21 protein-coding genes are annotated in these 22,927 nt (G+C 62.5%); 14 read left to right on the forward strand and 7 right to left on the reverse strand.

What is annotated here, in order from left to right; translation table 11 throughout:
- Window positions 1–27: 27 nt before the first annotated feature.
- A complete protein-coding gene (locus H7E91_RS02085; protein WP_182353422.1) occupies window positions 28–1,602 on the forward strand; it encodes an RNA polymerase sigma factor in 1,575 nt (524 codons plus the stop codon).
- Here the strand turns inward: H7E91_RS02085 and H7E91_RS02090 are convergent.
- On the reverse strand, window positions 1,599–2,231 hold the full coding sequence (locus H7E91_RS02090) for an exonuclease domain-containing protein (protein ID WP_182353423.1): 633 nt from the start codon (window positions 2,229–2,231) through the stop codon (window positions 1,599–1,601). The genes H7E91_RS02085 and H7E91_RS02090 overlap by 4 nt on opposite strands.
- Before the next feature lie 16 nt (window positions 2,232–2,247).
- Between H7E91_RS02090 and H7E91_RS12195 the strand changes: the two genes are divergently transcribed.
- From H7E91_RS12195 to H7E91_RS02110, 4 genes are all read left to right on the forward strand, one after another.
- Window positions 2,248–2,610 carry a DUF7455 domain-containing protein gene (locus tag H7E91_RS12195; RefSeq protein ID WP_422111027.1) on the forward strand — a complete coding sequence of 121 codons (363 nt, stop codon included), beginning with the start codon at window positions 2,248–2,250 and terminating at the stop codon, window positions 2,608–2,610.
- Between the two features lie 110 nt (window positions 2,611–2,720).
- Window positions 2,721–4,814 (forward strand): DNA gyrase subunit B, encoded by a 2,094-nt coding sequence (locus H7E91_RS02100; protein WP_182353425.1) that lies wholly within the window; start codon window positions 2,721–2,723, stop codon window positions 4,812–4,814.
- 17 nt (window positions 4,815–4,831) lie between these two features.
- Window positions 4,832–5,878 (forward strand): GNAT family N-acetyltransferase, encoded by a 1,047-nt coding sequence (locus tag H7E91_RS02105; protein ID WP_182353426.1) that lies wholly within the window; start codon window positions 4,832–4,834, stop codon window positions 5,876–5,878.
- Window positions 5,878–6,795, forward strand: a complete 918-nt coding sequence (locus tag H7E91_RS02110; RefSeq protein ID WP_182353427.1) for a GNAT family N-acetyltransferase — start codon at window positions 5,878–5,880, stop codon at window positions 6,793–6,795. The genes H7E91_RS02105 and H7E91_RS02110 overlap by 1 nt, the downstream gene beginning before the upstream one ends.
- A 17-nt stretch (window positions 6,796–6,812) precedes the next feature.
- Here the strand turns inward: H7E91_RS02110 and H7E91_RS02115 are convergent, their stop codons facing one another.
- Entirely contained in the window at window positions 6,813–7,472 is a 660-nt protein-coding gene (locus tag H7E91_RS02115) for an HAD-IA family hydrolase (RefSeq protein WP_182353428.1), read from the reverse strand.
- A 106-nt stretch (window positions 7,473–7,578) separates the two neighbouring features.
- A complete protein-coding gene (locus H7E91_RS02120; RefSeq protein ID WP_182353429.1) occupies window positions 7,579–9,987 on the reverse strand; it encodes a DNA gyrase/topoisomerase IV subunit A in 2,409 nt (802 codons plus the stop codon).
- A gap of 83 nt (window positions 9,988–10,070) precedes the next feature.
- Between H7E91_RS02120 and H7E91_RS02125 the strand changes: the two genes are divergently transcribed.
- Both H7E91_RS02125 and H7E91_RS02130 read left to right on the forward strand, forming a co-directional pair.
- Window positions 10,071–11,177, forward strand: coding sequence for an alkaline phosphatase family protein (locus H7E91_RS02125; RefSeq protein ID WP_182353430.1), 1,107 nt, complete (start codon window positions 10,071–10,073; stop codon window positions 11,175–11,177).
- A complete protein-coding gene (locus tag H7E91_RS02130) occupies window positions 11,174–11,815 on the forward strand; it encodes a thymidine kinase (RefSeq protein WP_182353431.1) in 642 nt (213 codons plus the stop codon). The genes H7E91_RS02125 and H7E91_RS02130 overlap by 4 nt, the downstream gene beginning before the upstream one ends.
- Window positions 11,816–11,828: 13 nt before the next feature.
- Here the strand turns inward: H7E91_RS02130 and sepH are convergent, their stop codons facing one another.
- Window positions 11,829–12,908 carry a septation protein SepH gene (sepH, locus tag H7E91_RS02135; protein WP_182353432.1) on the reverse strand — a complete coding sequence of 360 codons (1,080 nt, stop codon included), beginning with the start codon at window positions 12,906–12,908 and terminating at the stop codon, window positions 11,829–11,831.
- Window positions 12,909–13,103: 195 nt separating this feature from the next.
- Between sepH and H7E91_RS02140 the strand changes: the two genes are divergently transcribed.
- Complete coding sequence (locus H7E91_RS02140; protein WP_182353433.1) at window positions 13,104–13,403, forward strand: DUF4193 domain-containing protein; 300 nt, start codon at window positions 13,104–13,106, stop codon at window positions 13,401–13,403.
- Here the strand turns inward: H7E91_RS02140 and H7E91_RS02145 are convergent.
- On the reverse strand, window positions 13,378–13,845 hold the full coding sequence (locus H7E91_RS02145; RefSeq protein ID WP_182353434.1) for a DUF3093 family protein: 468 nt from the start codon (window positions 13,843–13,845) through the stop codon (window positions 13,378–13,380). The genes H7E91_RS02140 and H7E91_RS02145 overlap by 26 nt on opposite strands.
- A gap of 86 nt (window positions 13,846–13,931) precedes the next feature.
- Here H7E91_RS02145 and H7E91_RS02150 point away from each other — a divergent pair, with 86 nt between their 5' ends.
- Genes H7E91_RS02150 through H7E91_RS02160 form a run of 3 tightly spaced genes read left to right on the forward strand, consistent with a single transcriptional unit; the run spans window position 13,932 to window position 15,554 of the window.
- Window positions 13,932–14,609: a DUF3710 domain-containing protein gene (locus tag H7E91_RS02150; protein WP_182353435.1), complete on the forward strand. Its 678-nt coding sequence runs from the start codon at window positions 13,932–13,934 to the stop codon at window positions 14,607–14,609.
- Complete coding sequence (locus tag H7E91_RS02155; RefSeq protein WP_182353436.1) at window positions 14,606–14,863, forward strand: OB-fold nucleic acid binding domain-containing protein; 258 nt, start codon at window positions 14,606–14,608, stop codon at window positions 14,861–14,863. Before H7E91_RS02150 ends, H7E91_RS02155 begins: the two co-directional genes overlap by 4 nt.
- Window positions 14,844–15,554, forward strand: a complete 711-nt coding sequence (locus H7E91_RS02160) for a DUF3159 domain-containing protein (protein WP_182353437.1) — start codon at window positions 14,844–14,846, stop codon at window positions 15,552–15,554. Before H7E91_RS02155 ends, H7E91_RS02160 begins: the two co-directional genes overlap by 20 nt.
- Window positions 15,555–15,579: 25 nt before the next feature.
- Here H7E91_RS02160 and H7E91_RS02165 read toward each other — a convergent pair whose 3' ends face one another.
- Window positions 15,580–16,272 carry a potassium channel family protein gene (locus H7E91_RS02165; protein WP_182353438.1) on the reverse strand — a complete coding sequence of 231 codons (693 nt, stop codon included), beginning with the start codon at window positions 16,270–16,272 and terminating at the stop codon, window positions 15,580–15,582.
- Complete coding sequence (locus H7E91_RS02170; RefSeq protein ID WP_182353439.1) at window positions 16,269–16,937, reverse strand: NAD-binding protein; 669 nt, start codon at window positions 16,935–16,937, stop codon at window positions 16,269–16,271. Before H7E91_RS02170 ends, H7E91_RS02165 begins: the two co-directional genes overlap by 4 nt.
- Before the next feature lie 49 nt (window positions 16,938–16,986).
- Here H7E91_RS02170 and H7E91_RS02175 point away from each other — a divergent pair, with 49 nt between their 5' ends.
- The 3 genes from H7E91_RS02175 (at window position 16,987) to acnA (ending at window position 22,862) form a co-directional block, all read left to right on the forward strand.
- Window positions 16,987–18,768 (forward strand): APC family permease, encoded by a 1,782-nt coding sequence (locus tag H7E91_RS02175; protein WP_182353440.1) that lies wholly within the window; start codon window positions 16,987–16,989, stop codon window positions 18,766–18,768.
- Window positions 18,765–19,922, forward strand: coding sequence for a TRAM domain-containing protein (locus tag H7E91_RS12070; RefSeq protein ID WP_182353441.1), 1,158 nt, complete (start codon window positions 18,765–18,767; stop codon window positions 19,920–19,922). Before H7E91_RS02175 ends, H7E91_RS12070 begins: the two co-directional genes overlap by 4 nt.
- A 132-nt stretch (window positions 19,923–20,054) precedes the next feature.
- On the forward strand, window positions 20,055–22,862 hold the full coding sequence (acnA, locus tag H7E91_RS02185; RefSeq protein ID WP_182353442.1) for an aconitate hydratase AcnA: 2,808 nt from the start codon (window positions 20,055–20,057) through the stop codon (window positions 22,860–22,862).
- The last annotated feature ends 65 nt before the right edge of the window (window positions 22,863–22,927 follow it).

Below are 22,927 nucleotides of genomic sequence, written 5' to 3' on the forward strand. Positions count from 1 at the left end.
CCGCGAGCGAATTCTGGAAGGTAATCAGTGTCTGAAGCGACAACCTCGACCACCCCGTCCACCGACGTAAAGGAGGATGTCAAAACAGGCCGTGCCAAGAAGAGCACGACGGCTAAGAAGACGACCGCCAAGAGCACAGCGGCGAAAAACACTACCGCGGCTAGCGCCGCCGCGAAGACTGCTTCGAAGAGCACGGCGGCCAAGCCCGCGGCTAAGACCTCTTCTGCGAAGAGCACCGCGGCGAAGCCTGCGGCAAAGACAACGGCGAAGAAGACCGCCACGAAGAGCACCGCCGCCAAGCCCGCGGCTGTGAAGGCGAAGTCGGACTCCTCTGCACCAGCGAAGAAGGCTCCGGCGGCGAAGCCTGCCGCCAAGACGTCGCGCGTCAAGCCGACGGGTGACGACGTGGTCCAGCCGACCGCGGAGACTGCCGAAGAGCTCGACTCGGCTGCGACCCCGGAAATCGTCGACGAAGAGGTCGTCGCCGAGGATGTTGAGGTCGATCTCGACGAAGACGAGGACGACGTCGAAGTCGACGAGGATGAGGACGAAGAGGTCGAGGAGGACGCAAAGGAGGATGCTCCGACCGCCCGCCGTATGCGGCACGCAGAAGAGCGTCCGGGGCAGTTTGTCGTCAAGGACTCCGATGCTGGTGACGAACCCGCCCAGCGGATCCACGTTGCCGGTGCGACTGCGGACCCCGTCAAGGATTACCTCAAACAGATCGGCAAGGTTGCGCTTCTCACTGCCGAAGAAGAGGTCGAGCTGGCGCGCCGGATCGAGGTCGGACTTTACGCGAATTACATTCTCACGGAGGACCGGGAGAAGATTAAGGACAAGGCATACGAGCGTCGACTTAAGTGGATGGTTCGTGACGGGCAGCTTGCCAAGAACCACCTTCTGGAGGCCAACCTCCGGCTCGTTGTGTCGCTCGCAAAACGCTATACCGGACGCGGAATGCTCTTCCTCGATCTCATTCAGGAAGGCAACCTTGGTCTCGTCCGTGCCGTGGAGAAATTCGACTATACGAAGGGCTTCAAGTTCTCGACGTACGCAACGTGGTGGATCCGTCAGGCGATCACGCGTGCAATGGCGGACCAGGCCCGCACGATCAGGATTCCCGTCCACATGGTCGAGGTCATCAACAAGCTCGCCCGCGTCCAGCGGCAGATGCTCCAGGATCTTGGCCACGAGCCGTCGACAGAGCAACTCGCCAAGGAACTCGATATGACCGAGGAGAAGGTGATCGAGGTCCAGAAATATGGTCGTGAACCGATATCTCTCCACACCCCGCTTGGCGAAGATGGGGACTCGGAGTTTGGCGACCTTATCGAGGATTCCGAGGCGGTTGTCCCGACTGATCGTGTCGCGCACATCCTTCTGCAGGAACAGATCCATCAGGTGCTCGACACTCTGTCTGAGCGTGAGGCTGGCGTCATCACGATGCGGTTCGGCATCAACGATGGCCAGCCGAAGACACTCGATGAGATCGGTAAGAAGTATGGTGTGACCCGCGAGAGGATCCGTCAGATCGAGTCGAAGACGATGTCAAAGCTCCGGCATCCGTCCCGTTCTCAGGTTCTGCGGGACTACCTCGACTAGAGTCCGCTGAGATCTGCGATCTCCAGCCACGTCATCGAACGCGCCGCGCCAGCGGCGCGTTCCCATTCTGCTGGCAGGACCGTGTGGCCACTGCGGTCACTCGCCTCATGAGAGGTGCGGCGCCCATCCGCCTCGGCTGTGAGATAGGTGCTGAGCAGTGCCGCGGAACAACCCGCGTCGTCGAGTCCGCGGTGTCGGACGGGCATGTCGATGCCAGCTCGGTCAAGGCACGCTCCAAGCGAGTGGCGGCCCTCCGGCAGGTAGATGCGCGACTGGTCCATCGTGCACACGGCAGCATCCCGCGGAATGACAACGGGGTAGAGGGAGCGTTTAAACTCCGCGTTCAAAAACTCGAGATCGAAGGAAACGTTGTGGCCGACGATGATCCGGCCCGCGAGATGCTGGACGATGGTGGGAAGAGCATCGGAGAACGCCGGAGCGTCCGCCACATCGGCATCAGTAATGCCGTGGATGAGGGTCGACCCGACCGGCCTGCCGGGGTTGATGAGAGTTGACCAGTTCGCTTTGCGGCTTCCGTCGCTCCGGAGAATAACGATGCCGATGTCGATGACGCGATTCTTCCAGGCTGCGAGCCCGGTCGTTTCGACATCTATCACCGCAAATTCCACGTGCTGATTCTCTCCCATGACGTCGTCAACCTGTGAGTCCGCAACCCGGTCAGTACCAGGCTGCGGAACCGGTAATAACCTATGCCATGGCTGGGGCATAAAGTTGGCCCCAAGCGAACGGGCGTGGACGAAGGGATTAAATCCGGAAGAACTGTGGTTGTATGATGATGTGAGTACAACAGCAGTAGAACCAGCACAGCTGACCGCCAGCGATCGTTGCGACGCGTGCGGTGCCAGGGCGTACGTCAGGGTTGAGCTCGAATCGGGCTCCCTGCTCTTCTGCGGGCACCATGCGAATCGGCACCTCGAGAAGTTGGCTCCGACCGCGAAGCACATTCATGATGAGCGCCACCGTCTTACCGAGGAGAGCGCGAGCTGAGCTTCGCCCGAACGACTGACGAGTACGGACCGATCTGAGATCGGTCCGTACTTTTTCACATTGGCGGGGTGATTGCCGGTATTCGCCGTGCTCTCGCCTACTATCGAACAGTGTCTGAATATACCGCGCGTCATCTGTCCGTCCTTGAGGGTCTTGAGGCGGTCCGGAAGCGACCCGGCATGTACATCGGCTCGACAGACTCGAGAGGTCTCCTCCACTGCCTGTGGGAGATCATCGATAACGCCGTCGACGAGGCGCTCGATGGTCACGCCGACCGCATAGCCGTCACCCTCTTATCCGATGGCTCGGTTCTCGTCGAGGACAATGGCCGTGGAATCCCCGTCGACGAGGTTCCGGGCGTGGGACTGTCAGGTGTCGAGGTTGTCTACACAAAGCTTCATGCGGGCGGCAAGTTCGGCGGTGGCAGCTACGCAGCATCTGGCGGCCTTCACGGGGTCGGTGCATCTGTTGTCAATGCTCTCTCGCACCGCCTCGACGTCGAGGTTGACCGCGATGGCAAGATTCATCGGATGACATTCCGCAGGGGCGAGCCCGGCCAGTACAAGGACGGCAAGACCCCGGCACCGGACAATCCTTTCACCCCCTTCGTGACAAACTCCTTCCTCGAGGTCAAGGGCAAGATCGCGAAAAAGAAGACGGGCACGAGGGTGAGGTTCTGGCCCGACTCCCAGATCTTCCCCGCGACAACGGCGATGGCGCTTGACGCCATTATTGACCGCGCGAAGCAGACGACCTTCCTCGTGCCCGGCCTCACGATGATCATTCGTGACGAGCGGGCGGGTGAAGCGACCGAGGAAACGTTTAGACATGACGGCGGCGTTGTCGACTTCGTTGACGACCTGGCGTCCGATGCGGCGATCACGAAGACGTACCACATCGTCGGGACCGGTACCTTCACGGAGATGGTCCAAACGCTCGACAAGAAAACGGGTCACCTTGTTCCTGTCGAGACAGAACGGACATGTCGCGTCGACGTGGCGCTCGCCTGGGGTCAGGGCTATGACACGACCGTTCGGTCGTTCGTCAACATCATTGCCACCCCCGTTGGTGGCACCCATCTCCAGGGCTTTGAGGCGGGCCTGACGCGTGCGTTGCGGAAGCTGATCGAGTCGAATGCTCGGCGGCTCAAGATCACGGCCAAGGATCCGAAGATCGAAAAAGAAGACATCATGGCCGGCTTGACGGCCGTTGTCACGGTGTCTCTCCCGGAGCCACAGTTCGAGGGTCAGACGAAGGAAATTCTCGGCACCGGACCGGTGCGCGGCATCGTCAACCGCGTCGTCGGCGATGCGCTCATCGAGATACTCGGATCGACAAAGCGCGCCCAGCGTGACGAGACGGGCCGCCTACTCGAGAAGATCGTCGCCGAGATGAGGGCGCGGGTCACGGCACGGATGCACAAGGAGATCTCGAGGCGGAAGAACGCCCTCGAGACGTCGACGATGCCGGCGAAGCTGTCCGACTGCCGCTCCGAAGATGTCGCAAACACTGAGCTTTTTATTGTCGAGGGCGATTCAGCTCTTGGTACCGCGAAGCTCGCGCGGAATTCGGAGTTCCAGGCACTCCTGCCGATTCGTGGCAAAATACTCAACGTCCAGAAGGCTTCACCTGCCGACATCCTGAAAAACCAGGAGGTTTCCTCGATCATCCAGGTCGTTGGGGCAGGTTCGGGACGCACCTTTGATGTCGAGGCTGCTCGCTACGGCAAGGTCATCCTCATGACTGACGCGGACGTTGACGGCGCCCACATCCGGACGCTCCTGCTCACCCTGTTCTTCCGCTACATGCGCCCATTTGTCGAGGCAGGTCGCGTCTACGCTGCAGTTCCGCCGCTTCACCGGGTCGATGTCGTCGGTCGCGGCAAAGCGAAAAATGACGTCCACTACACGTACTCGGAGGCCGAGCTCACCGCCCTGCTGAGGAAGCTCGACAAGCAGGGGAGACGCTATAAGGAGCCGATCCAGCGGTACAAGGGTCTGGGGGAGATGGACGCAGATCAGCTCGCCGAGACGACCATGGACCCTGCCCATCGGACACTGCGGCGCGTGTCGATGGCGGATGAGGAGGCGTTGCGTGAGGCAGAGACCGTCTTCGAGTTACTTATGGGCAACGACGTCGCTCCGCGTAAGGAGTTTATCGTCGAGGGCTCCGAAGAGGTCGATCGCGCTCGCATCGACGCCTGACTGCTAGAATGGCGCGCATGGAATCGAACGGCGTGACCGCACGCGCTGGCTCGCTTGAGCAGCGTCTTCGTGTCCCAGATCACCTCGAGTTCCCGGGTTCCCACCTGGGCTTGTCGTGGCACCTCCTGGACGGCGAGGATTTCGATGATGTCATGCGCCTCGATCTGCGGTGCCGTCCAGCTGACAGGCCGTCAGCCGTGCGCCGCCCAGAGGTTGTTGCGCCCATGCTTGGGCTCGCGCCCACCGCCCATCGATACGACGTGCTGGGAGGGCGGGACTCGACCGGTGAGCTACGGGCAGTCGGTAGCGTCGTCCTTCTCGCTGGGGTTGATACGGAACACGTGTGCATACTCGAGGCGTTCGTCGATCCGCTGTGGCGCGGCCGCGGCATCGGTCGTGCTCTCATCGACTGGCAGGACGGCCGAGCACGGCAGCTCATCACCCAGGATGGTCGGGACCTACCGGTGTCGATCGAGTCCCGCGTTGTCGCCCACCTAACCGAGCGGCGCAGACTCCTCGCCGCGGCCGGTTTCAGCCCGAATCGGACGCTCGACTATCTCGTGCGCACGACCGAGACGGTGACAGCAGCGGAAGACGTGGCGCGAGCCAAGCTCGCTGCAGCCGGTGTCTCTCTCATCCCGTTCGACCCCGCGATCGGCGAAGACGTACGCACCGTCTTTAACCGAAGCAGATCGCTCAGCCTTGGCGGACGCCTGATCCCGGCGGACGATTTCTCCCGCATCTGTCGCGAAGTCGACCCACGAATCTCCCACGTCGCCGTTGCCGACGAGGAGAAGATCGTCGTCGGTTTTCTTCTCGCACGTATCGAGCAGCGTGAGGCCCCGGAGTCGTGGATTGAGTTTCTCGCCATCGAGCGCGGCTGGCGCGGCCAGGGTATCGCCGATGCTCTCATGGCACGGCACCTAGCCGACTGTCTCGCGGCGAACATCACCCTGACGGGCACGACGATCGATTCGAAGATGAACGACAAATCGAGGTCGTGGCTCGAACGCTGGGATTTCTACGCCCGCTCTTCCGACATCGTCTACGCGATCGAGATGTGATGCGGATCGAACTCACCCGTGACCGGCTTCCGGAGCTCATGTCACTCGTCGAAGCAATTGAGCGACATGACCGTGCGCCCTTCCGGACCCTGCCCTCCGAGCTCGAGGACTATTTCGATTCCGGCCTGGAGACCGAGTCGCTCGGACTTGTCATTGACGGGGTGCTTGCCGGTTACGGCGTTGTGAGAGTCCCGCGTGACGGTGGACCGCTACGGTGTTCAGGCGGCACCCACCCCGATTTCCGGGGCTACGGCCTTGGCCGCCAGGTCGTAGATTTCTTCGATGATGCCGCGCGGCGGCTCGCTATGGGACAGCCGGACGCGATGATGGAGATCCACGTTGACGAGGGGCGCGACAGCCTCATTGACCTCCTCGAACGTGCTGAACGCATGCCCAGTGGCGGTTATGTTCAACTTCGCCGCGCCCTGTCAGAACCGCGTGCCCCGATGGACCTGCCGTCATTTTTTAGGATCCTTCCGTGGAGCGACGTCAAGGACACCGAGGTTGGCGCAACCTATCGGGAGACACTGTCGGGTCTCAGCGATGCTTTGGACAGCCAGTTCTTCGTGCCCGAGTGGTCATTCGTCATCGTCGATGGCCGCTCCGATCGAGCGAAACTCGCAGCCTACCTGCTCTCGCACCGGTACGAGCAGGACTGGTCTGCGTTTGGTTGGTCAGAAGGCTACACGGAGGAGCTTGTCGTCCTGCCCGATTATCGCGGCCTTCATCTCGCCACGAGCCTGCTCAACACTGCCGCCGATTCCTATGAGGAGTCGGGGATGGAGTATGCCGGCATGGATATCAGCGTCGACGCGGAGGGGCAGTCGCCGATGCTCGATCTCTTCACCCATTTCGGCTACGAACCGATTCGTAGCACGACGCTCTATGCGAAGAGAGTGTTTTCCACCGGGGCATAGACCCGTCCCAACACCCGCTAGCCGCGCTCCGACCAGGGATTCGCGGGAGTTTGGACATCGAGCGAAAAGAGCGGCAAGAGCTCAACCAGCCGCTTGACTGTTCGGTACTCCGATTCGGTGCCCGTGACGGCGTCGCTCACAAGAAGGACGGGCGTGACTCCGGCAGCGAGCGCCGCCTCGCAGTCGATCTCCCGGTCGCCGATGGCAATGCAGTCCTCTGGCAGGAGGCTGTTGCGCTCGAGGGCCGCGATGATCATCGCAGGATCGGGTTTGCGGGGATACCCGTCCGAGGTCGAAATGATGTCATCGAACGTGACATTCGCGCTTGCGACGAGCTGTTCCGCCGAATCGCGGTCGCGGTGGGTGACAATGATGTTCTTCCCTCGGCCGTGACGGCAGGCCTGAACGAGCTCCTCAGCACCATCCATGAGTGGGGCAGGGTCAGACACCCAGCCCTTCTTCACGAGCTCGTAGGAGTCCTCGAACGCGGCGACCGGGATGCCTGTGCGCCTCGAGAGCTCGTCGATGGCATGAGTACGGCTCACTCGGGTGAGCTTGCCGATCTCGTCGGCGGCGACCTCGTGCCCGCCGTCGGCTGTCACGCGCTGAAAGGCCGAATCGACGTACGGGTACGTGTCGAACAGCGTCCCACCCATGTCCCACAGAATCGAAGTCATGCTCCCACTATGGCAGAAGTGCGATAATGGTCACAATGGTCGGGCGTCATGTCCACGATGGTCGTGGAGGACGCGATGAGGCAACGTCACCGACCGGAGAGCATCCTCAGCCGATGCCGCCGATGATGGTCGTCAGCGCAGTTCCTGAGGCGTCGCGCTTCTCGTTCGTGTCCGGCAGGTCAATCGGCTGTCCGCCGGTGCCAATGGCCCGTGGGCCGATGCCGACCCAGGCGAGGGCCAGCATGTCTTCACCGCGGAGAAAGCGATGACAGCGGACACCGAGCGTCGCACGCCCCTTGACCGGGAACCGGTCGAGAGGTGTCACCTTGACAGAGCCGGTCTGAGTGCCAGGCAGTGCGTCGAACGACCCGGTGACCGTCACGACCTCGGCTTCTGAGACGCGGTCCTCCGGGACAATGCCGAGGGCGCGGACGACTGCATTTTCGGCAAGCTTGATGCCCGCAACCCCCTGGCCCGTGCGGCCCTGTGGCCGCGCGAGGCCCGCGCTGAAGCGGAGCAAATATCCGTCCGAGGCGACGAGGACGAGCTGGGTGTCATCGCCCGCATGTCCCACGCCGACAACGGTATCTCCGTCGGTGAGCGTGATGATCGACCACGTCTCCATCTTGGGGTGGACGGGCGTCACCCGCTTGATCCTGCCGAGTGAGGTGGCGACCGCGATTGGGGCAGCGTCCTCGTCGAGAGAGATCAGTCCAACTGGCTCGGTCCCGACGGGCATGAGCTCTCGGAGCGGAACACCGCCAGCGAGGGAGTCTGACCCGGGAGGCAGGGCGGGTGTGTCGACAACCTCAAGCCTGTGGACGTCGCCCGTCGCAGTCACGACACCAATCTGTGAACGAGTCGTGGCTGCGATGACAGACGATATTGCGTCGTGCGACTGTCTGCTCTCGCGCCGTGGAGACTCTGCTGAGCGGGCGACGAGACCGGTGGCTGACAGCATGACATAGCACGGCTCGTCGTTAACCTCGACGTCCTCAATCGGTGTCTGCTCCCTGCCATCAGATTCGAGCAGGATCGTGCGGCGGGGTGTTGCGAACTGTGTTGCCACGTCGGCGAGTTCGCTCGACACGAGCTGCTGGAGGCGCTCCTCTGAGGACAGGATCTCCTCGAGGTCGGTGATCGTCGCGAGAAGTTCGTCCTTCTCGGCTTCGAGCTCGAGCCTGGAAAACTTCGTTAGACGGCGCAACCGAAGCTCAAGAATGTAATCGGCCTGGAGTTCAGACAGGTCGAACACAGTCATGAGCCGGCTGCGGGCCGCAGCCGTGTCGTCAGAGCTTCGAATAACGGCGATGACCTCATCGATGTCGAGGATGGCAATGAGGAGGCCCTCGACGAGGTGCAGACGGTCCTTCGCCCTGCCCAACCGGAACTCACTGCGCCGCCGGGTGACGTCAATCCGGTGGTCGAGGAAGACTTTGAGAAGTGGAACGAGTCCGAGGGTCTGGGGCTTTCCATCGACGAGAGCGACGTTGTTGATGCCGAACGTGTCCTCCATCGGCGTGAGTTTGTAGAGCTTCGCAAGGACAGCTTCAGGGTTGACCGTGTTCTTCAGCTCGATGACAAGCCGTAGCCCGTGGTGCCGGTCCGTCAGATTCTGGACGGCCGTGATGCCCTGGATCCTCTTCGCTTGAACAGCGGCCTTGATCTTCTCGATGACCTTCTCAGCGCCGACTTGGTAAGGCAACTCGGTGACAACGATTGCCTTCTTTCGTGCCGTGACATTCTCGATCCGGGCGGTGGCTCTCGTGCGGAATATGCCGCGGCCGTTCGCATATGCATCGCGCACTCCCGTGAGGCCGACAATCTTGCCGCCCTCCGGAAGGTCGGGCCCGGGGATAAAGCGCATGATGTCGTCAAGGGCCGCGTCCGGGTGGGCAAGCATATAGCGAGCACCCGCGATAACCTCGCCGAGGTTGTGGGGAGGCATGTTCGTCGCCATGCCGACGGCGATGCCCGTCGTCCCGTTGACGAGAAGGCTCGGGATTGCCGCGGGAAGGACCTCCGGTTGGAGGTAGGAGTTGTCGTAATTCGGGACCATGTCGACGGTGTCCTCGTCGAGGTCCTTGATCATGGCAAGCGCCGCAGTCGTCAGGCGTACTTCGGTGTAGCGCGAAGCGGCGGGTCCGTCGTCAAGGGACCCAAAGTTGCCGTGCCCATCGACGAGGGGCAGGCGTTGCGTGAACGGCTGGGCAAGGCGCACCATGGCCTCGTAGATCGCCGAGTCACCGTGCGGGTGGAGCTTGCCCATGACTTCGCCAACAACGCGGGAGGACTTGACGTGACCGCGGTCCGGTCGCAACCCCATTTCTCCCATTTGGTAAAGAATGCGGCGCTGAACGGGCTTGAGTCCATCGCGCGCGTCCGGCAGTGCGCGCGAGTAGATCACCGAATACGCGTACTCGAGGAATGACCCCTTCATCTCGTCCGACACGTCGATATCGACGATGTTCTCGGCGATCGCCTCGTGCGCGGGAGTGTTCCTGGTTCGTGCCATTTGGGTATTCTCCCACGACCCGCGGTGGGTTCTGTACAGGCGCCGCGCGAGAGTGGACACGATCACCCGCTAAGATTGCCGGCATGACCTCGACACTGACGGACGTTCTCGCCGGAGCTGTCGGCGCACTCGGCTGCGAGCTCGAGGGGCTCGACACGCGCGGTTCGATGAACCGGCTTGACCTTCCCGAAGCCCGCCGCTTCATCGTCGTCCTCGTCGACGGGCTTGGCCATGACAACCTCGCGTCGCGGTCAGGCCACGCGCCCTTCCTTCGCCGCCGCTTGGCACACCGGCCGGACCCAATCAGCACGGTCTCGCCCTCAACAACGGCAGCCGCCGTGACAGGTCTTGGCACCGGCCTGGCGCCTGGACAGACAGCTATGGCCGGATATTCGTTACGCGACCCCAATACCGGCGAGCCCTTTAGCCTCATCTCCTGGAACACAGACTTACGCGCCGAGGACTGGCAGAGGCAACCGACGATCGGCGAGCGGCTTGATCGTCATGGACGGGAGTTGGCCGTTGTCCAACCCTCGAAATTCCTCGGTTCGGGACTGACGAACGCCGCCTGGAGGGGTGGCCTACCCGTCGTCGGTGAGTCGCTTGCCGAGCGCGTCGACGCCGCGCTCGCCGCGCTCGAGCGCACCGATTTCGTTTACCTATACTGGGGCGAGCTCGACCATGTCGGACACAATCGTGGATGGCAGTCGGAGGCCTGGACGGCGGAACTCGAACTGCTCGATGCGGAGCTTTCGCGCCTCGCCCGCCTCGCCCCGCCCGACACTCTCATGGTCGTCACCGCAGATCACGGCATGATCGACGTCGAGGAGAGGATCGACATCGCACAGGTGCCGCAACTATCCGAGGGCGTCGACCTCGTCGCCGGAGAGGAACGTGCCGCCCAAATCTACAGCCGGGAGCCCGACGCTCTCGCGGCCCGCTGGCGCGACTATCTGGGGGACCGGGCACTCGTGTACACGAAAGCAGAGTGGATATCATCGGGCTTGCTCGGTGACGTGACGGACCAGACCGCCTCGGCTATTGGTGACGTCGTCGCCTTTGCGAACGGTCGGCTCGGAATCGGCGACTCACGATTCATGAGCGCAGGTGCGCTAAGAATGGTCGGCCTCCACGGCTCGCTCACGGATGAGGAGATGTGTGTGCCCTGCCTGATCGAGGTGACGTCGTGAGCGAGCTCGTCTTTTTCTCGGGAACGATGGACTGCGGCAAGTCGACGCTCGCACTTCAGTTGGCCTACAACAGAAAGGCCCGGGGCCTCGAGGGACTCATCTTCTCCCGCAACGACAGGGCGGGCGAGGGCAGACTGTCATCCCGGCTCGGGCTTGACGCGGCCGCCATCGAGGTTGAAGAGGATACCGACATTTGGGCACTTATAACGAAGCGGCGCATGGCGGGAGAGAAGGTTGATTTCATCGTCTGCGACGAGGTCCAGTTCTACTCCGTGGACCAGGTCGAACAGCTGGCCAGGATCGTCGACGAGATCGGCATCGACGTGTTCGGCTTCGGGATCACGACCGACTTCCGTGCGAACCTCTTTCCCGGATCGGCGCGGATGATCGAACTGGCAGACAGGGTTGAGAGGCTCCAGGTCGAAGCCCTCTGCTGGTGTGGGGCTCGCGCGACTCACAACGCCCGCACGGTTAACGGCGTCATGGTGACCGAAGGCGAACAGATCGTTGTCGGGGATGTTGGCACAGACGATGTCGTGAGCTACGAAGTCCTCTGCCGTAAGCACCATATGGCGTCGATGACAGCCACGTCCGCTGAGGCCCCACCCTACTCAGAGGACGCCCTGCCCCTCGGCTGAAGGTCTCTCGCCGCTATTCCTTGGGATGGCCGAAGACGATCTCGTCCCAGGACGGCATCGCAGGTCTGTCGCCAGAGCGCCTGCGCCGCGCTCGTTTTTTGCCCGTATCTGAGAACAGGGCATCGTCGCCGCCGTCATCCACATTCGTCTCGCCCGGGTCAGATTCTTTACTCGCGCTGACACCGTGTTCTTCAGCTGGCATCTCATTCGCGGGTTGATCCTGTGGGCTGTCCTCGTCCGGGGAGACCGAAGCGGCCTCGGAGGGGTCCTCAGCACCGGACTCCGCTGCGCGGACAGAACGATCAGGACGTGGCGGTAAAGAGAGCACGGTTGCGTCTGTCGCCTCATCGGGGCGGGACGCTGGTGGGTGAGCGGCCGGCGGATAGGCGTCATCGTCATCGATAACCATCGGTTGCTTCGTACCCCGCCGAGCCGAGAGCGTGTCGAGCATGGAGACAATTTCGGAACTCTTGTCCTCCTCCGCCTCTTCGTGTGCTCGTGCCGCTGCGAGCGGGCGCCAAGGAGAATCCTTCACAGGGATTTCCGTCTCAGACAGCCACCTAGCCTCATCGTTGATCGCGATGAGAGAGCTCGTCTCCTGGCTGATCGTCCATTCCGCTGTCGTCTCACGACCCGCGACCGTGTAGGTCGCCGTGAGAGTCCAGGGCTTGCCAGGCCTTCGAATGGCAGACCATGCGATGTCGGAGGGGGAGACATCCCGGGACTTCAGCCGGGACGTCACAAGCTCATCGACAGTGAGAGAGCCGATCTCGTGACCGATCCTGTAGGAGCGTGCCTGATTCGCTGTATATTCGCGTTCGGCGAGGATCGGATATTCATACGGTGAGAGCTGCGAAGCTGGCATCGTCGCCATCTCCGATAGCTCCTCGAGGGAGCGGCCAGCCCGGAAGTGAGCCTGAATGTCCTTCGGGGACATCGGACGAGGCTCTTCCGTCGGGTTCGTCATGCGGTCGCGGCGCAGGGCGGCTCGGAGCTCGTCGGTGATTGGCAGTGAGTACCGGTTGCCCTCCGAGTCGTTCAGCGTCATGTGGTTTCCGTCGGGCTGTATCCCGAGGAACTCGAGCTCGAGCATGTGCGTCCTCCTAGATGACATCACCTCCAAGGGTGCCAGCTTGGGGGTGTAAAAGCCGACATCAGACCCGGAGTGTTCACCATTGTATCGGGGGCGCTTGACGCGCGGCGGGTGACAGTTGCATAATGCCCTGGATCGCGGCGATAGCACATGCGCCCCGAATCGTCCGGCGGCCTCTCTTTATGGAAGTAGATAATGGCGACTGATTACGATGCACCGCGCAAGCGCGACGAAGATATCGAAGAGGATTCCCTCGAGCATCTGAAGACAAGGCGGGCTGACCATCAGTCCGGTTCGGTCGACGTCGATGAGGCTGAAGCCGCGGATTCGTACGAGCTTCCGGGTGCTGACCTGTCGAATGTCGAGCTCACCGTCTCCGTCCTGCCAGCCCAGGCTGACGAGTTCACCTGCTCCGAATGCTTCCTCGTGCACCACCGCTCCCAGCTCGCATACGAGAAGGACGGCCTGCTTATCTGCTCGGAGTGCGCCTCCTAAGAGCGTCGATCAAGCGTTCCGGATGCCGGCTGCAGACCACCCAGTTTGCTATGGGATCCGTCTCATCGGTGTTCTGAACGGCGACGGCAGTGTGCACCCACGGGGAGAAGCACACAAAGTCGCGCTCGGAAGCCTCGATACCGATCCTCGCGTGGAACTCAGATTCTGACAGCGTCTTTGCTTCACCGAGGTAGGCGAGGTCGATGTGAGCGCTACCGCACCGCAGCTCGACGCCGGTGGGACCGGCCCCCGCTTCGGTCACGCGGACCACTGGCGAAAGCGCCCAGAGCACGAGCGGAATGCCGATTCCGAGAACGGCGATCGCAATGAGGGTTGCCGTCAAGGAGAACGCTAAGCCGAGGAGCCCGACGGTCGCACCGAACACTCCCGCGCCAAGCAAAACCGTTCCCTTTGGCGTCAGTCTCTCTGAATAGTCCGTCACGTTCTCAGCATCCCACCTTCGCGGCCGTCCAACAAACGATTCTGCTTGGTAGGGTTGTATCGTTCATCTTCGAAAGGCACGACACAGTGGCACTTTTCTCGCGCAAGAATAAGACCGAATCGGTCAGCGAGACGCAGGAATCAATTGAGCAGGAAGCGACGGAGCCGAAGACTGAGGGACCGTTCGATATTGCCGATGCGAAGGTCGACGGGATGCTCGATCTTGGGGTTCTCCACCTGCCGCGCGAGGCTGGCGTCCGTGTGCAGTTCACGATCAACCGGGCGACCCGTGCCGCGATCGGCGCGCTCGTCCAGATGGTCGGCTCTTCGATGACACTCACTGTTCTCGCGGCTCCGAAGTCGGACACCCTCTGGCCGGATGTTCGTGACGAGATGGTGAACTCGATCAAGGACGGGGGCGGCACTGCAAGCCTCCGGGAGGGTCCCTTCGGACCTGAAGTCGAGGCCCTCATTCCGAAGCCTGAGGTCAACGAGACCCGCCACGTGCGCGTTGTTGGAGTCGACGGGCCGCGCTGGATGCTGCGAGCCGAGATCGCCGGGCAGGCTGTCACCGATCAGCAGGCGCGGCAGGCTCTCTACGATTTCCTCACGAAGGTTGTTGTCGATCGGGGCGGCGACCCGCACCCCGTGCGCGATATCATCGAGCTCTCGATGCCGGATTCCGCGCGGGCCCAGGTCGATGAAAAGCTTGGAAAACCTGTAGCTCGCAAATCGTCCGGGCCGGAGTTGCCCGAACTACGGTGACACGAGGACAGGCCGAATTCACCGGCCGAATTCACGCACTCACCCTGCCGGGGGTGGGCGCTCACCCCACGTTCAAAGTCCAGGTCGAAAACAGTGAGGGCGCGATGGAGCTCATCTTCGTCGGTAGCCGGTCGCTTCCAGGATTCCAGGTCGGCCGCCACATCACTGCCCGGGGCCGATTGTCAGCCCCGTCGCGCATGTACAACCCACGTTACTGGCTGGAGGCGGAAACCGATGAGCGACCAGCAGGATGACAGAGAGCGTCTCGAGGAGATCGCTGATCGAAAGGGCCTTGCGGCCGTTGTAGCCGAGGACTTTTCCGTCTGGCAGGCTGTGGGCGGGATCCGCGGCCTGACAGAAACTGTTCTTCCCTCTCTCCTCTTCGTCATCGTCTTCACCATGACTGGTGAGACGGTGCCTGCGGTCATCACGGCCATCAGCATCGTTGCCCTGTCGATCATCGCCCGCATTGTTCAGCGCATTGATCTCAGCCCCGCGCTTGGCGGCGCCTTCGGAGTCGCCATTTCAGCCGTATGGGCGTGGCGGAGCGGCGAGGCCGCCAACTACTTCGCTATCGGGTTGTGGACCAACGGCGCCTACCTCACGGTCCTCCTGACGTCGATCATCGTCCGATGGCCCTTGATCGGTGTCGCTGTAGCTTTACTGCGTGGTGACAAGCAGACGTGGCGGACCGATCCGAGCCAACGGCCCCGCAGGCGCCGCTATTACACGGCGACCTGGCTGTGGGTGGGCCTGTTTGCCGCCCGGCTCGCCGTCCAGCTACCCCTCTACCTCGCGGGCGATCAGGTCGGCGCACTTGGCGTTGCCCGCGTCATCATGGGCCCGTTCCTTTTCGCTCTTATCGCATGGTTGACGTGGATGCTGTGCCGCGAGCCCTCAGCCCAGATTGTTGTCGGTCCTGACGATGAGGACCGACAAACCTGACGGCACCGTCGCCACCCGGGCGACGTTATGTTGAGAGCTCGTCGCCGTGCGAGCCGGCACCCATGAGCTCTCCGATAAGGTCGATGTCTTTCTCCGCCTCATCGGACAGGATGATGAGAACCTGGTCGCCAGTCTCGATCGTGAGGTCACGCTCGGCGTTGAGTGGAATTCCATCCCGGACAATTGCGGTGAGCACGGCTCCGGGCGGGAGGACGATCTCACCGACCGTCATGCCGACGACCGGAGCGGACTGTGGCAGATGGGTTTGGAACATGGAGGCCCCGGAGCGATGGAAGCGGGTCATGCGAACGAGGTCGCCCTCTGACAGCGCTTCCTGGACGAGTGACGTCATAATTCTGGGAGTTGATACCGGAACGTCGACGCCCCAGCTTTCGTCGAACAGCCACTCGTTGCGTGGGTTATTGACCCTGGAGATGACTCGGGGAACCCCGTAGACGAGTTTCGACAGCATTGAGATTACGAGGTTCGACTTATCGTCGCCAGTGGCTGCAACAACAATGTCGCAGTCGTCGATTCCTGCCACGAGAAGCGCGTTTGGATCGCACGCGTCCGCCAACTGCCATTCAACGTTGGGAACGGTGGCAACCCGCATCGCGGTCGGTTCCTTGTCAATGAGGGTCACGTCGTGACTCATGCCGGACAGCTCACGGGCGATCGACCGTCCAACGGATCCTGCACCTGCGATGATGACCTTCATTCGTCTCGCTCCTTCGGACCCTCGGCGAGGACGGACTCGATGAGGGACATGCTGGCCGGTGATGCGATGACCCGCACCTGATCGCCTTTCTGGATGACGGTTGTGTCGCGGGGGAGAACGCCCTCCCCGCCGCGGACGAGGAACGCGACTCTGAGCGGCAGGTGCATCTCGATCTCTGCGACGGAGCGGCCGAGCCACGGAGTTCCGACCTGAACGAAATAGACTCCGAGATCAGCCGCCGAGCTACGCATCTCAACCTGCGGAGGAAGGGGAATGATTCGCCTGAGAACTTGGTCCGTCGTCCACGACACGGTCGGAACAGTCGGCACCCCGAACCGTTCGTAGATGGCCGCCCGCTGGGGGTCGTAAATGCGGGCGACAACGTTGGAGACCCCGAAGGTTTCGCGAACGACACGGGCGGCGATGATGTTCGAATTATCGCCGGATGAGACGGCGGCGAACCCTGCCGCTTGCTCAATCCCCGCCTGCTCAAGCGCTTCTCTATCGAATCCGACACCGGTCACCTGCTGACCTTCGAATGTATCGGGCAGGCGCGAGAACGCGGCTGGATTCTGGTCGATAATGGCGACAGAATGGCCGCGATCAGACAGTTCTGCTGCGAGCGAGGCGCCAACCCGACCGCAGCCCATAATGACGTAGTGCACGGTACGTCACGCTACCGGAAACCGCGCCGTGGCGTAGCCTGAATCCATCATGACCGCGACCAGTCGAAGCCTGAGGCTTGCCGGTGCTGCAAGCCTCGCACTACTTGTCCTTCTCCACACCCCGCAGACGATCATCCAGGCGGGGGGCGGAGCGCGCCTCGACAGCGAGTACGGGATCTCTCTCGCGATAGGTGCCGGCGTGCTTGTCGCCGTCGGCCTCGGGTACCGGATGCTGTCCCGCATCGTTCCACGCACGGCCGACCATCAGCTCGTTGCCCGCTACATCTCGGAGCCGTTCTCGGCGATCACCGCCGCAGCGAAGCTCATCTCCTACGTCATGATTGTTGCGATCGCGGCAGGTTTCGCTGTCAGCTCCCTCACCCCGCTCATCGGTCCGACCAGCACCGTTCTGCCTCTTATTCAGGCGGCCGCCGTTCTCATCTTCGCTGTGCCGACAATGATTGGTCGCCAGCCAAGTGCTCGGGTCATCATTGGTGCGCTCGCGCCAGCGGCGCTCGCCATCGCCGTCATCATTGTCGGCGGGCTCGTCATCGAGCTGGCGGGGGGCCTGACGACGATTCCAGAGACGACCGTTGCAGAACCGACTGCCGGCATACCGTGGCCACTCGGGGAGGCGGTCCTCGGCGCGCTGTTCCCGGCAGCAGTCCTGGGACTCGCAACAGAGCGGTCGTTCGGAGAGACGGGCGGCCGTCGGATTACATCCCGGCGGCTCCTCACCGCGATCCTCCCCGTCCTCGTGGCCATCGCGGCCCTGCTCTATCTCAGCCATATCACCCACCTCCCCCCGGCGACGACATCGCCCTCGGTCCTCGCACTCGCCGAAGTGTTCTTCCCGGGCATCGTCGTCACGATCATCGGTGTCGCCTTCGCTGTCGCGGGTGCGGCGGTCGCCCTGGCAACCTTTATCCAGGTTTCCCAGCTCATTAGGCAGCTCGCGGCGGACGGAATTTTGCCTCGTCATATCGCGGCGGCGGATGCCTACGGGGCCCGACGAGCCGTCGTTGCCACTCTCGCCGGCGCCGGAGCCGTCGCCGTGGTTTTGGCACGCTCCCCGCTCGGCGGAGCGACGATTGTCGTGACGATCATGTCCGTGTCGATGCTGCTGACAATGTCTGCGCTCGTTGTCCGATCGCGCACCATACGACGGCAGTCGACCGAGCTCACGGAGCGGGTGGATGCCGGGAAGTCGCGAATCGCGGGGCTTCTGCTCGGTGCGATTGCGACCGCCATCCTCGCGCTTTCCGTGTCCGTCGAACCTCACTTCACACTGGTCGGCGCACTTGCGCTCGCCATTCCCTCAATCGCTCTGCTCGTCCTGCGCCGGGGCATGGGCCGAGTTGGAGCAACGCTCGCTGCGGACGATCTGTCAGCTGGCCGGTCCCTGCCAACCCGCGTCCACGCTATCGTCCTCGTTGAGCGTCTCGACCGTCCCACCCTTCAGGCGATTACCTTCGTGCGAGCAACCCGCCCCTCGACCATGACGGGCCTTGTCGTTGACGTCGACCCCGTCGCCACCGATAGGCTGACAAAGGACTGGATGGCGGCAGACCTTCCGGTTGAGCTGACGATCCTCGGCACGCCCCGCGGGGCGGCTCGCAGGCCCGTCATCGAGCACGTGCAGAGCCTGCGACGGTCGTCGCCGCGCGATATCGTCATCATTTACTCTCCGAGAGTCGTGTCATCGTCTGCGCCGTGGCAACGCTTTTTTGTCAGCCACTCGACGCCGGCTCTGCTGTCAGAACTCAAGCTTGAACCTGGCGTTATCGTCGCCGAGGTTCCCTACCAGATCGAGGACATCGAAGAACAGTGAGACTACAGGCAGGCAGCCCCGTACACGGCGGGTACACAATCGCTCGAGTCGACGGCAGGGTGATCCTCGTCGAGGGCGCGGCACCCGGCGAGACCGTCGAGGTCGACGTCGACGAGACGGCCAAGCCGTGGACGGGGACAGTCACCGATGTCATCGAACCTTCCCCCGACCGAGTACCGCACGTGTGGGATGTTGCTGGCGGCGCTGAGCTCGGCTACCTCAAACGCTCAGCGCAGCTCGCGTGGAAGACAGCGGTTCTCGAGGACGCCATCGGGCACCTCGGCGGACCTCTCGACGGACACCTGAAAGACGCTGGGCTGGGCATCCGGGTTCGTGAGGTCGGGCCAGGGCTCGGGACCCGAACGCGGCTCGACGTCGACGTCGACGACGAGGGAAGGCTCGCCATGCACAGGCGAGGAAGCGACACTCTCGTCCCGATCGACCGCATGCCGCTCGCGGCCCCCGCAATCAACGAGATCCTCGCAGCCCAGGACGAGTGGTCCAATACGTGGCGGCCGGGGGATAGGGTGCGGTTAGTCGCGCCCACCGGCCAAGGCCCCGTTGTCGCGGTCGGCAAGGACGTGTATCGAGCCCCGGGATCAAAAACGGGACCCCGTGTCATTGAGCGGGCCGCCGGCTATTCGTGGGAGGTGACCGCGACCGGTTTCTGGCAGACACACGAGAAGGCACCCGTCACCCTCCTTGACGCGGTCCTCAAGGGGACGCGCCTGCGAAAGAGTGATCGGGTCGCCGAGTTCTACGGGGGCGCGGGACTGTTCACACTCCCGCTGACCGACCGCGCGAAGGCTGTCCGCATGTGGGAGGGCACGGCAGGTGCTGTGCGTGACGCGCAGAGGAATGCACCGAAGGCCGAGATCACGAAGGCGTCGATCGTTCCAGCTCTGCTCGCTCGCGGCTCGGAAGGTGCTGACGTCGTCATCGCCGACCCACCGCGGACAGGGCTCGGCATTCCCGGCGCGGCTGCGCTCGCCGCCTCCGGTGCCCAGGCAATTGCACTCGTCTCGTGCGATCCGGCGGCGATGGCGCGGGATGTGCGGACGATGGTGGAAAACGGCCGATCGGTCATGTCGCTCGCTGCTTTTGATCTGTTCCCGCACACGACTCATATGGAAGTCGTGACCATTCTCAGCTGATATCGACACCCTTTGCCGACCCGCCGCATACACTGGTGACATGTGCACTCAGTTGATCGAGGTGCGCCAATAAGATATCTTGAAATCGAGATATTCGCGGTCCGTGGGCCGAATGGAATTGAGGAGTGAAACGTGAGCGTCGACAGCTTCCAAGCGAAATCAACCCTGGAGGTCGGGGATCAGAGGTACGAGATCTATCGACTGGACGCGGTTCCCGGCATGGAGCAGCTACCTTTCAGCCTGAAGATTCTGGGCGAGAACCTGCTGCGCACCGAGGACGGTGCGAACGTGACGAAGGAGCACATCAACGCTCTCGCCTCATGGGATCCGGACGCGGAGCCGGACAAGGAAATCCAGTTCACCCCGGCCAGGGTCGTCATGCAGGACTTCACCGGCGTGCCGTGCGTTGTCGACCTCGCGACGATGCGCGAGGCCGTGGCCGAGCTCGGTGGTAATCCGGAGGCGATCAACCCACTCAACCCCGCCGAGCTTGTCATTGACCACTCGGTACAGATCGATGCCTACGGCACGAGCCAGGCACTCGACATCAACATCGAGCGCGAGTACGAGCGCAACGGTGAGCGGTATCAGTTCCTCCGCTGGGGCCAGGGTGCGTTTAAGAACTTCAAGGTCGTCCCCCCGGGGACCGGCATTGTCCACCAGGTCAACATCGAATATCTCGCCCGCGTGACGATGACGGCGGAGGACACTGGTGCGCTTCTCGCGTACCCCGACACCTGTGTCGGCACCGACTCACACACGACAATGGTCAATGGCCTTGGCGTCCTCGGTTGGGGCGTCGGTGGCATCGAGGCTGAAGCTGCCATGCTTGGCCAGCCCATTTCCATGCTGATCCCACGTGTTGCCGGCTTCAAGCTCAAGGGCGAAATCCCGGCCGGCACGACCGCCACCGACGTTGTCCTCACCATTACGGAGATGCTCCGCGAGCATGGGGTTGTCGGCAAATTTGTTGAATTCTATGGCGAGGGTGTGGCCGAGGTCCCGCTCGCGAACCGTGCGACGATTGGCAACATGTCGCCCGAGTTTGGGTGCACCGCTGCGATCTTCCCGATCGACGATGTCACCCTCGATTACATGCGGCTCACCGGCCGCACGGAGGACCAGATCGCCCTGACGAAGGCGTACTCCATGGAGCAGGGCCTGTGGCACGATCCGGCCGCCGAGCCGCGCTACTCCGAATACCTCGAACTCGACCTCTCGACGGTCGTGCCGTCGATTGCGGGTCCGAAGCGACCGCAGGACCGCGTTCCGTTGTCTGAATCGAAAGCCGCGTTTGCGGGCACTTTGCCCGAGTATGTCTCGGGTAAGGGACTCGAGCAGACCGAGCTCGACCGTGCGGTCGAGATGACGATGGACGCCTCAGACCCGATTGCCGTCAACAGCCTTGACGATACGCAGGCAAATGCGCCAGTCGAGCCGGAGACCGCCGGGGACCGACCGCACCGCACGGTGCCGATCACGATGCCGGATGGGACGGAAACAAAGCTCGATCATGGCGATGTTGTCATCGCGTCGATCACCTCGTGCACGAACACCTCCAACCCGTCGGTCATGATGGCGGCGGCGTTGCTCGCGAAGAAGGCTGCGGATCTTGGACTGAAGTCGAAGCCGTGGGTCAAGACGTCGATGGCTCCGGGCTCCAAGGTTGTGACTGACTACTACGAGAAGGCGGGCCTGTGGCCTTCCCTCGAGGCACTCGGCTTCCACCTTGTCGGCTACGGTTGTACAACCTGCATCGGCAACTCCGGCCCGCTCCCGGAGGACATTTCCCGCGTCGTCAACGACGAGGATCTCACGGTCGTCTCCGTTTTGTCTGGCAACCGCAACTTTGAGGGCCGGATCAACCCCGACGTGAAAATGAACTACCTCGCGTCCCCACCGCTCGTCATCGCCTACGCTCTTGCGGGCACAATGGATTTCGACTTCGAGACAGAACCGCTTGGCCAGGATCAGCTCGGTCACGACGTATACCTCGCCGACATCTGGCCGTCTCAGCACGAGGTCGAAGAGGTCATCGAGTCGACTCTCGGCTCCGACATGTTCACCCGGAACTATGCCTCCGTTTTTGAAGGGGGTAAGCGCTGGCGTTCGCTGACGACACCAGAGGGAAACACGTTCGAATGGGATGAGGACTCGACCTACGTCCGCAAGGCTCCGTTCTTTGACGGGATGACGGCAGAACCGCAGCCGGTCGAGGACATCGAGGGTGCTCGTGTGCTTGCCAAGCTCGGCGACTCTGTCACGACCGACCACATTTCCCCCGCAGGTGCAATCAAGGCCGATTCCCCGGCGGGAAAATACCTGACCGAGCACGGCATCGAACGCAGGGACTTCAACTCCTACGGCTCTCGCCGCGGTAACCACGAGGTCATGATCCGCGGCACCTTCGCAAACATCCGACTGCGCAACCAAATGCTTGACAATGTCGAAGGCGGATATACGAAGAACCTTCTCACCGGTGAGCAGGAGTCGATCTTCGATGCCGCCATGGCCTACGAGGAGGCCGGCATCCCCCTCGTCGTCCTCGGTGGTAAGGAATACGGCTCCGGCTCGTCCCGCGACTGGGCAGCAAAGGGCACCGCGCTCCTTGGCGTCAAGGCCGTCATCACGGAATCCTTCGAGCGCATCCACCGCTCCAATCTCATCGGCATGGGAGTCCTTCCTCTCGAATACCCTGCGGGAGAGACCGCCGACACGCTCGGCCTGGACGGTACCGAGACGTTCTCGGTCTCCGGAATCGCGGCACTTAACGAGGGCACCACACCGAGGACCGTCACCGTTACCGCCGTGAAGGAGAACGGCGACGAGGTCGTCTTCGAGGCGTGCGTCAGGATCGACACACCCGGCGAGGCTGAGTACTTCCGCCACGGCGGAATCCTCCAGTACGTCCTCCGCTCCCTTGTAAAGGCCGGCGCCTAACTCAACCTCAAAGGACATGAGGCCGGGGCACTGAACTGGTCCCCGCCTCATGTCCTTCTTCGTAC

The organism is Flaviflexus huanghaiensis (assembly GCF_014118685.1).
GTDB lineage: Bacteria > Actinomycetota > Actinomycetes > Actinomycetales > Actinomycetaceae > Flaviflexus > Flaviflexus huanghaiensis.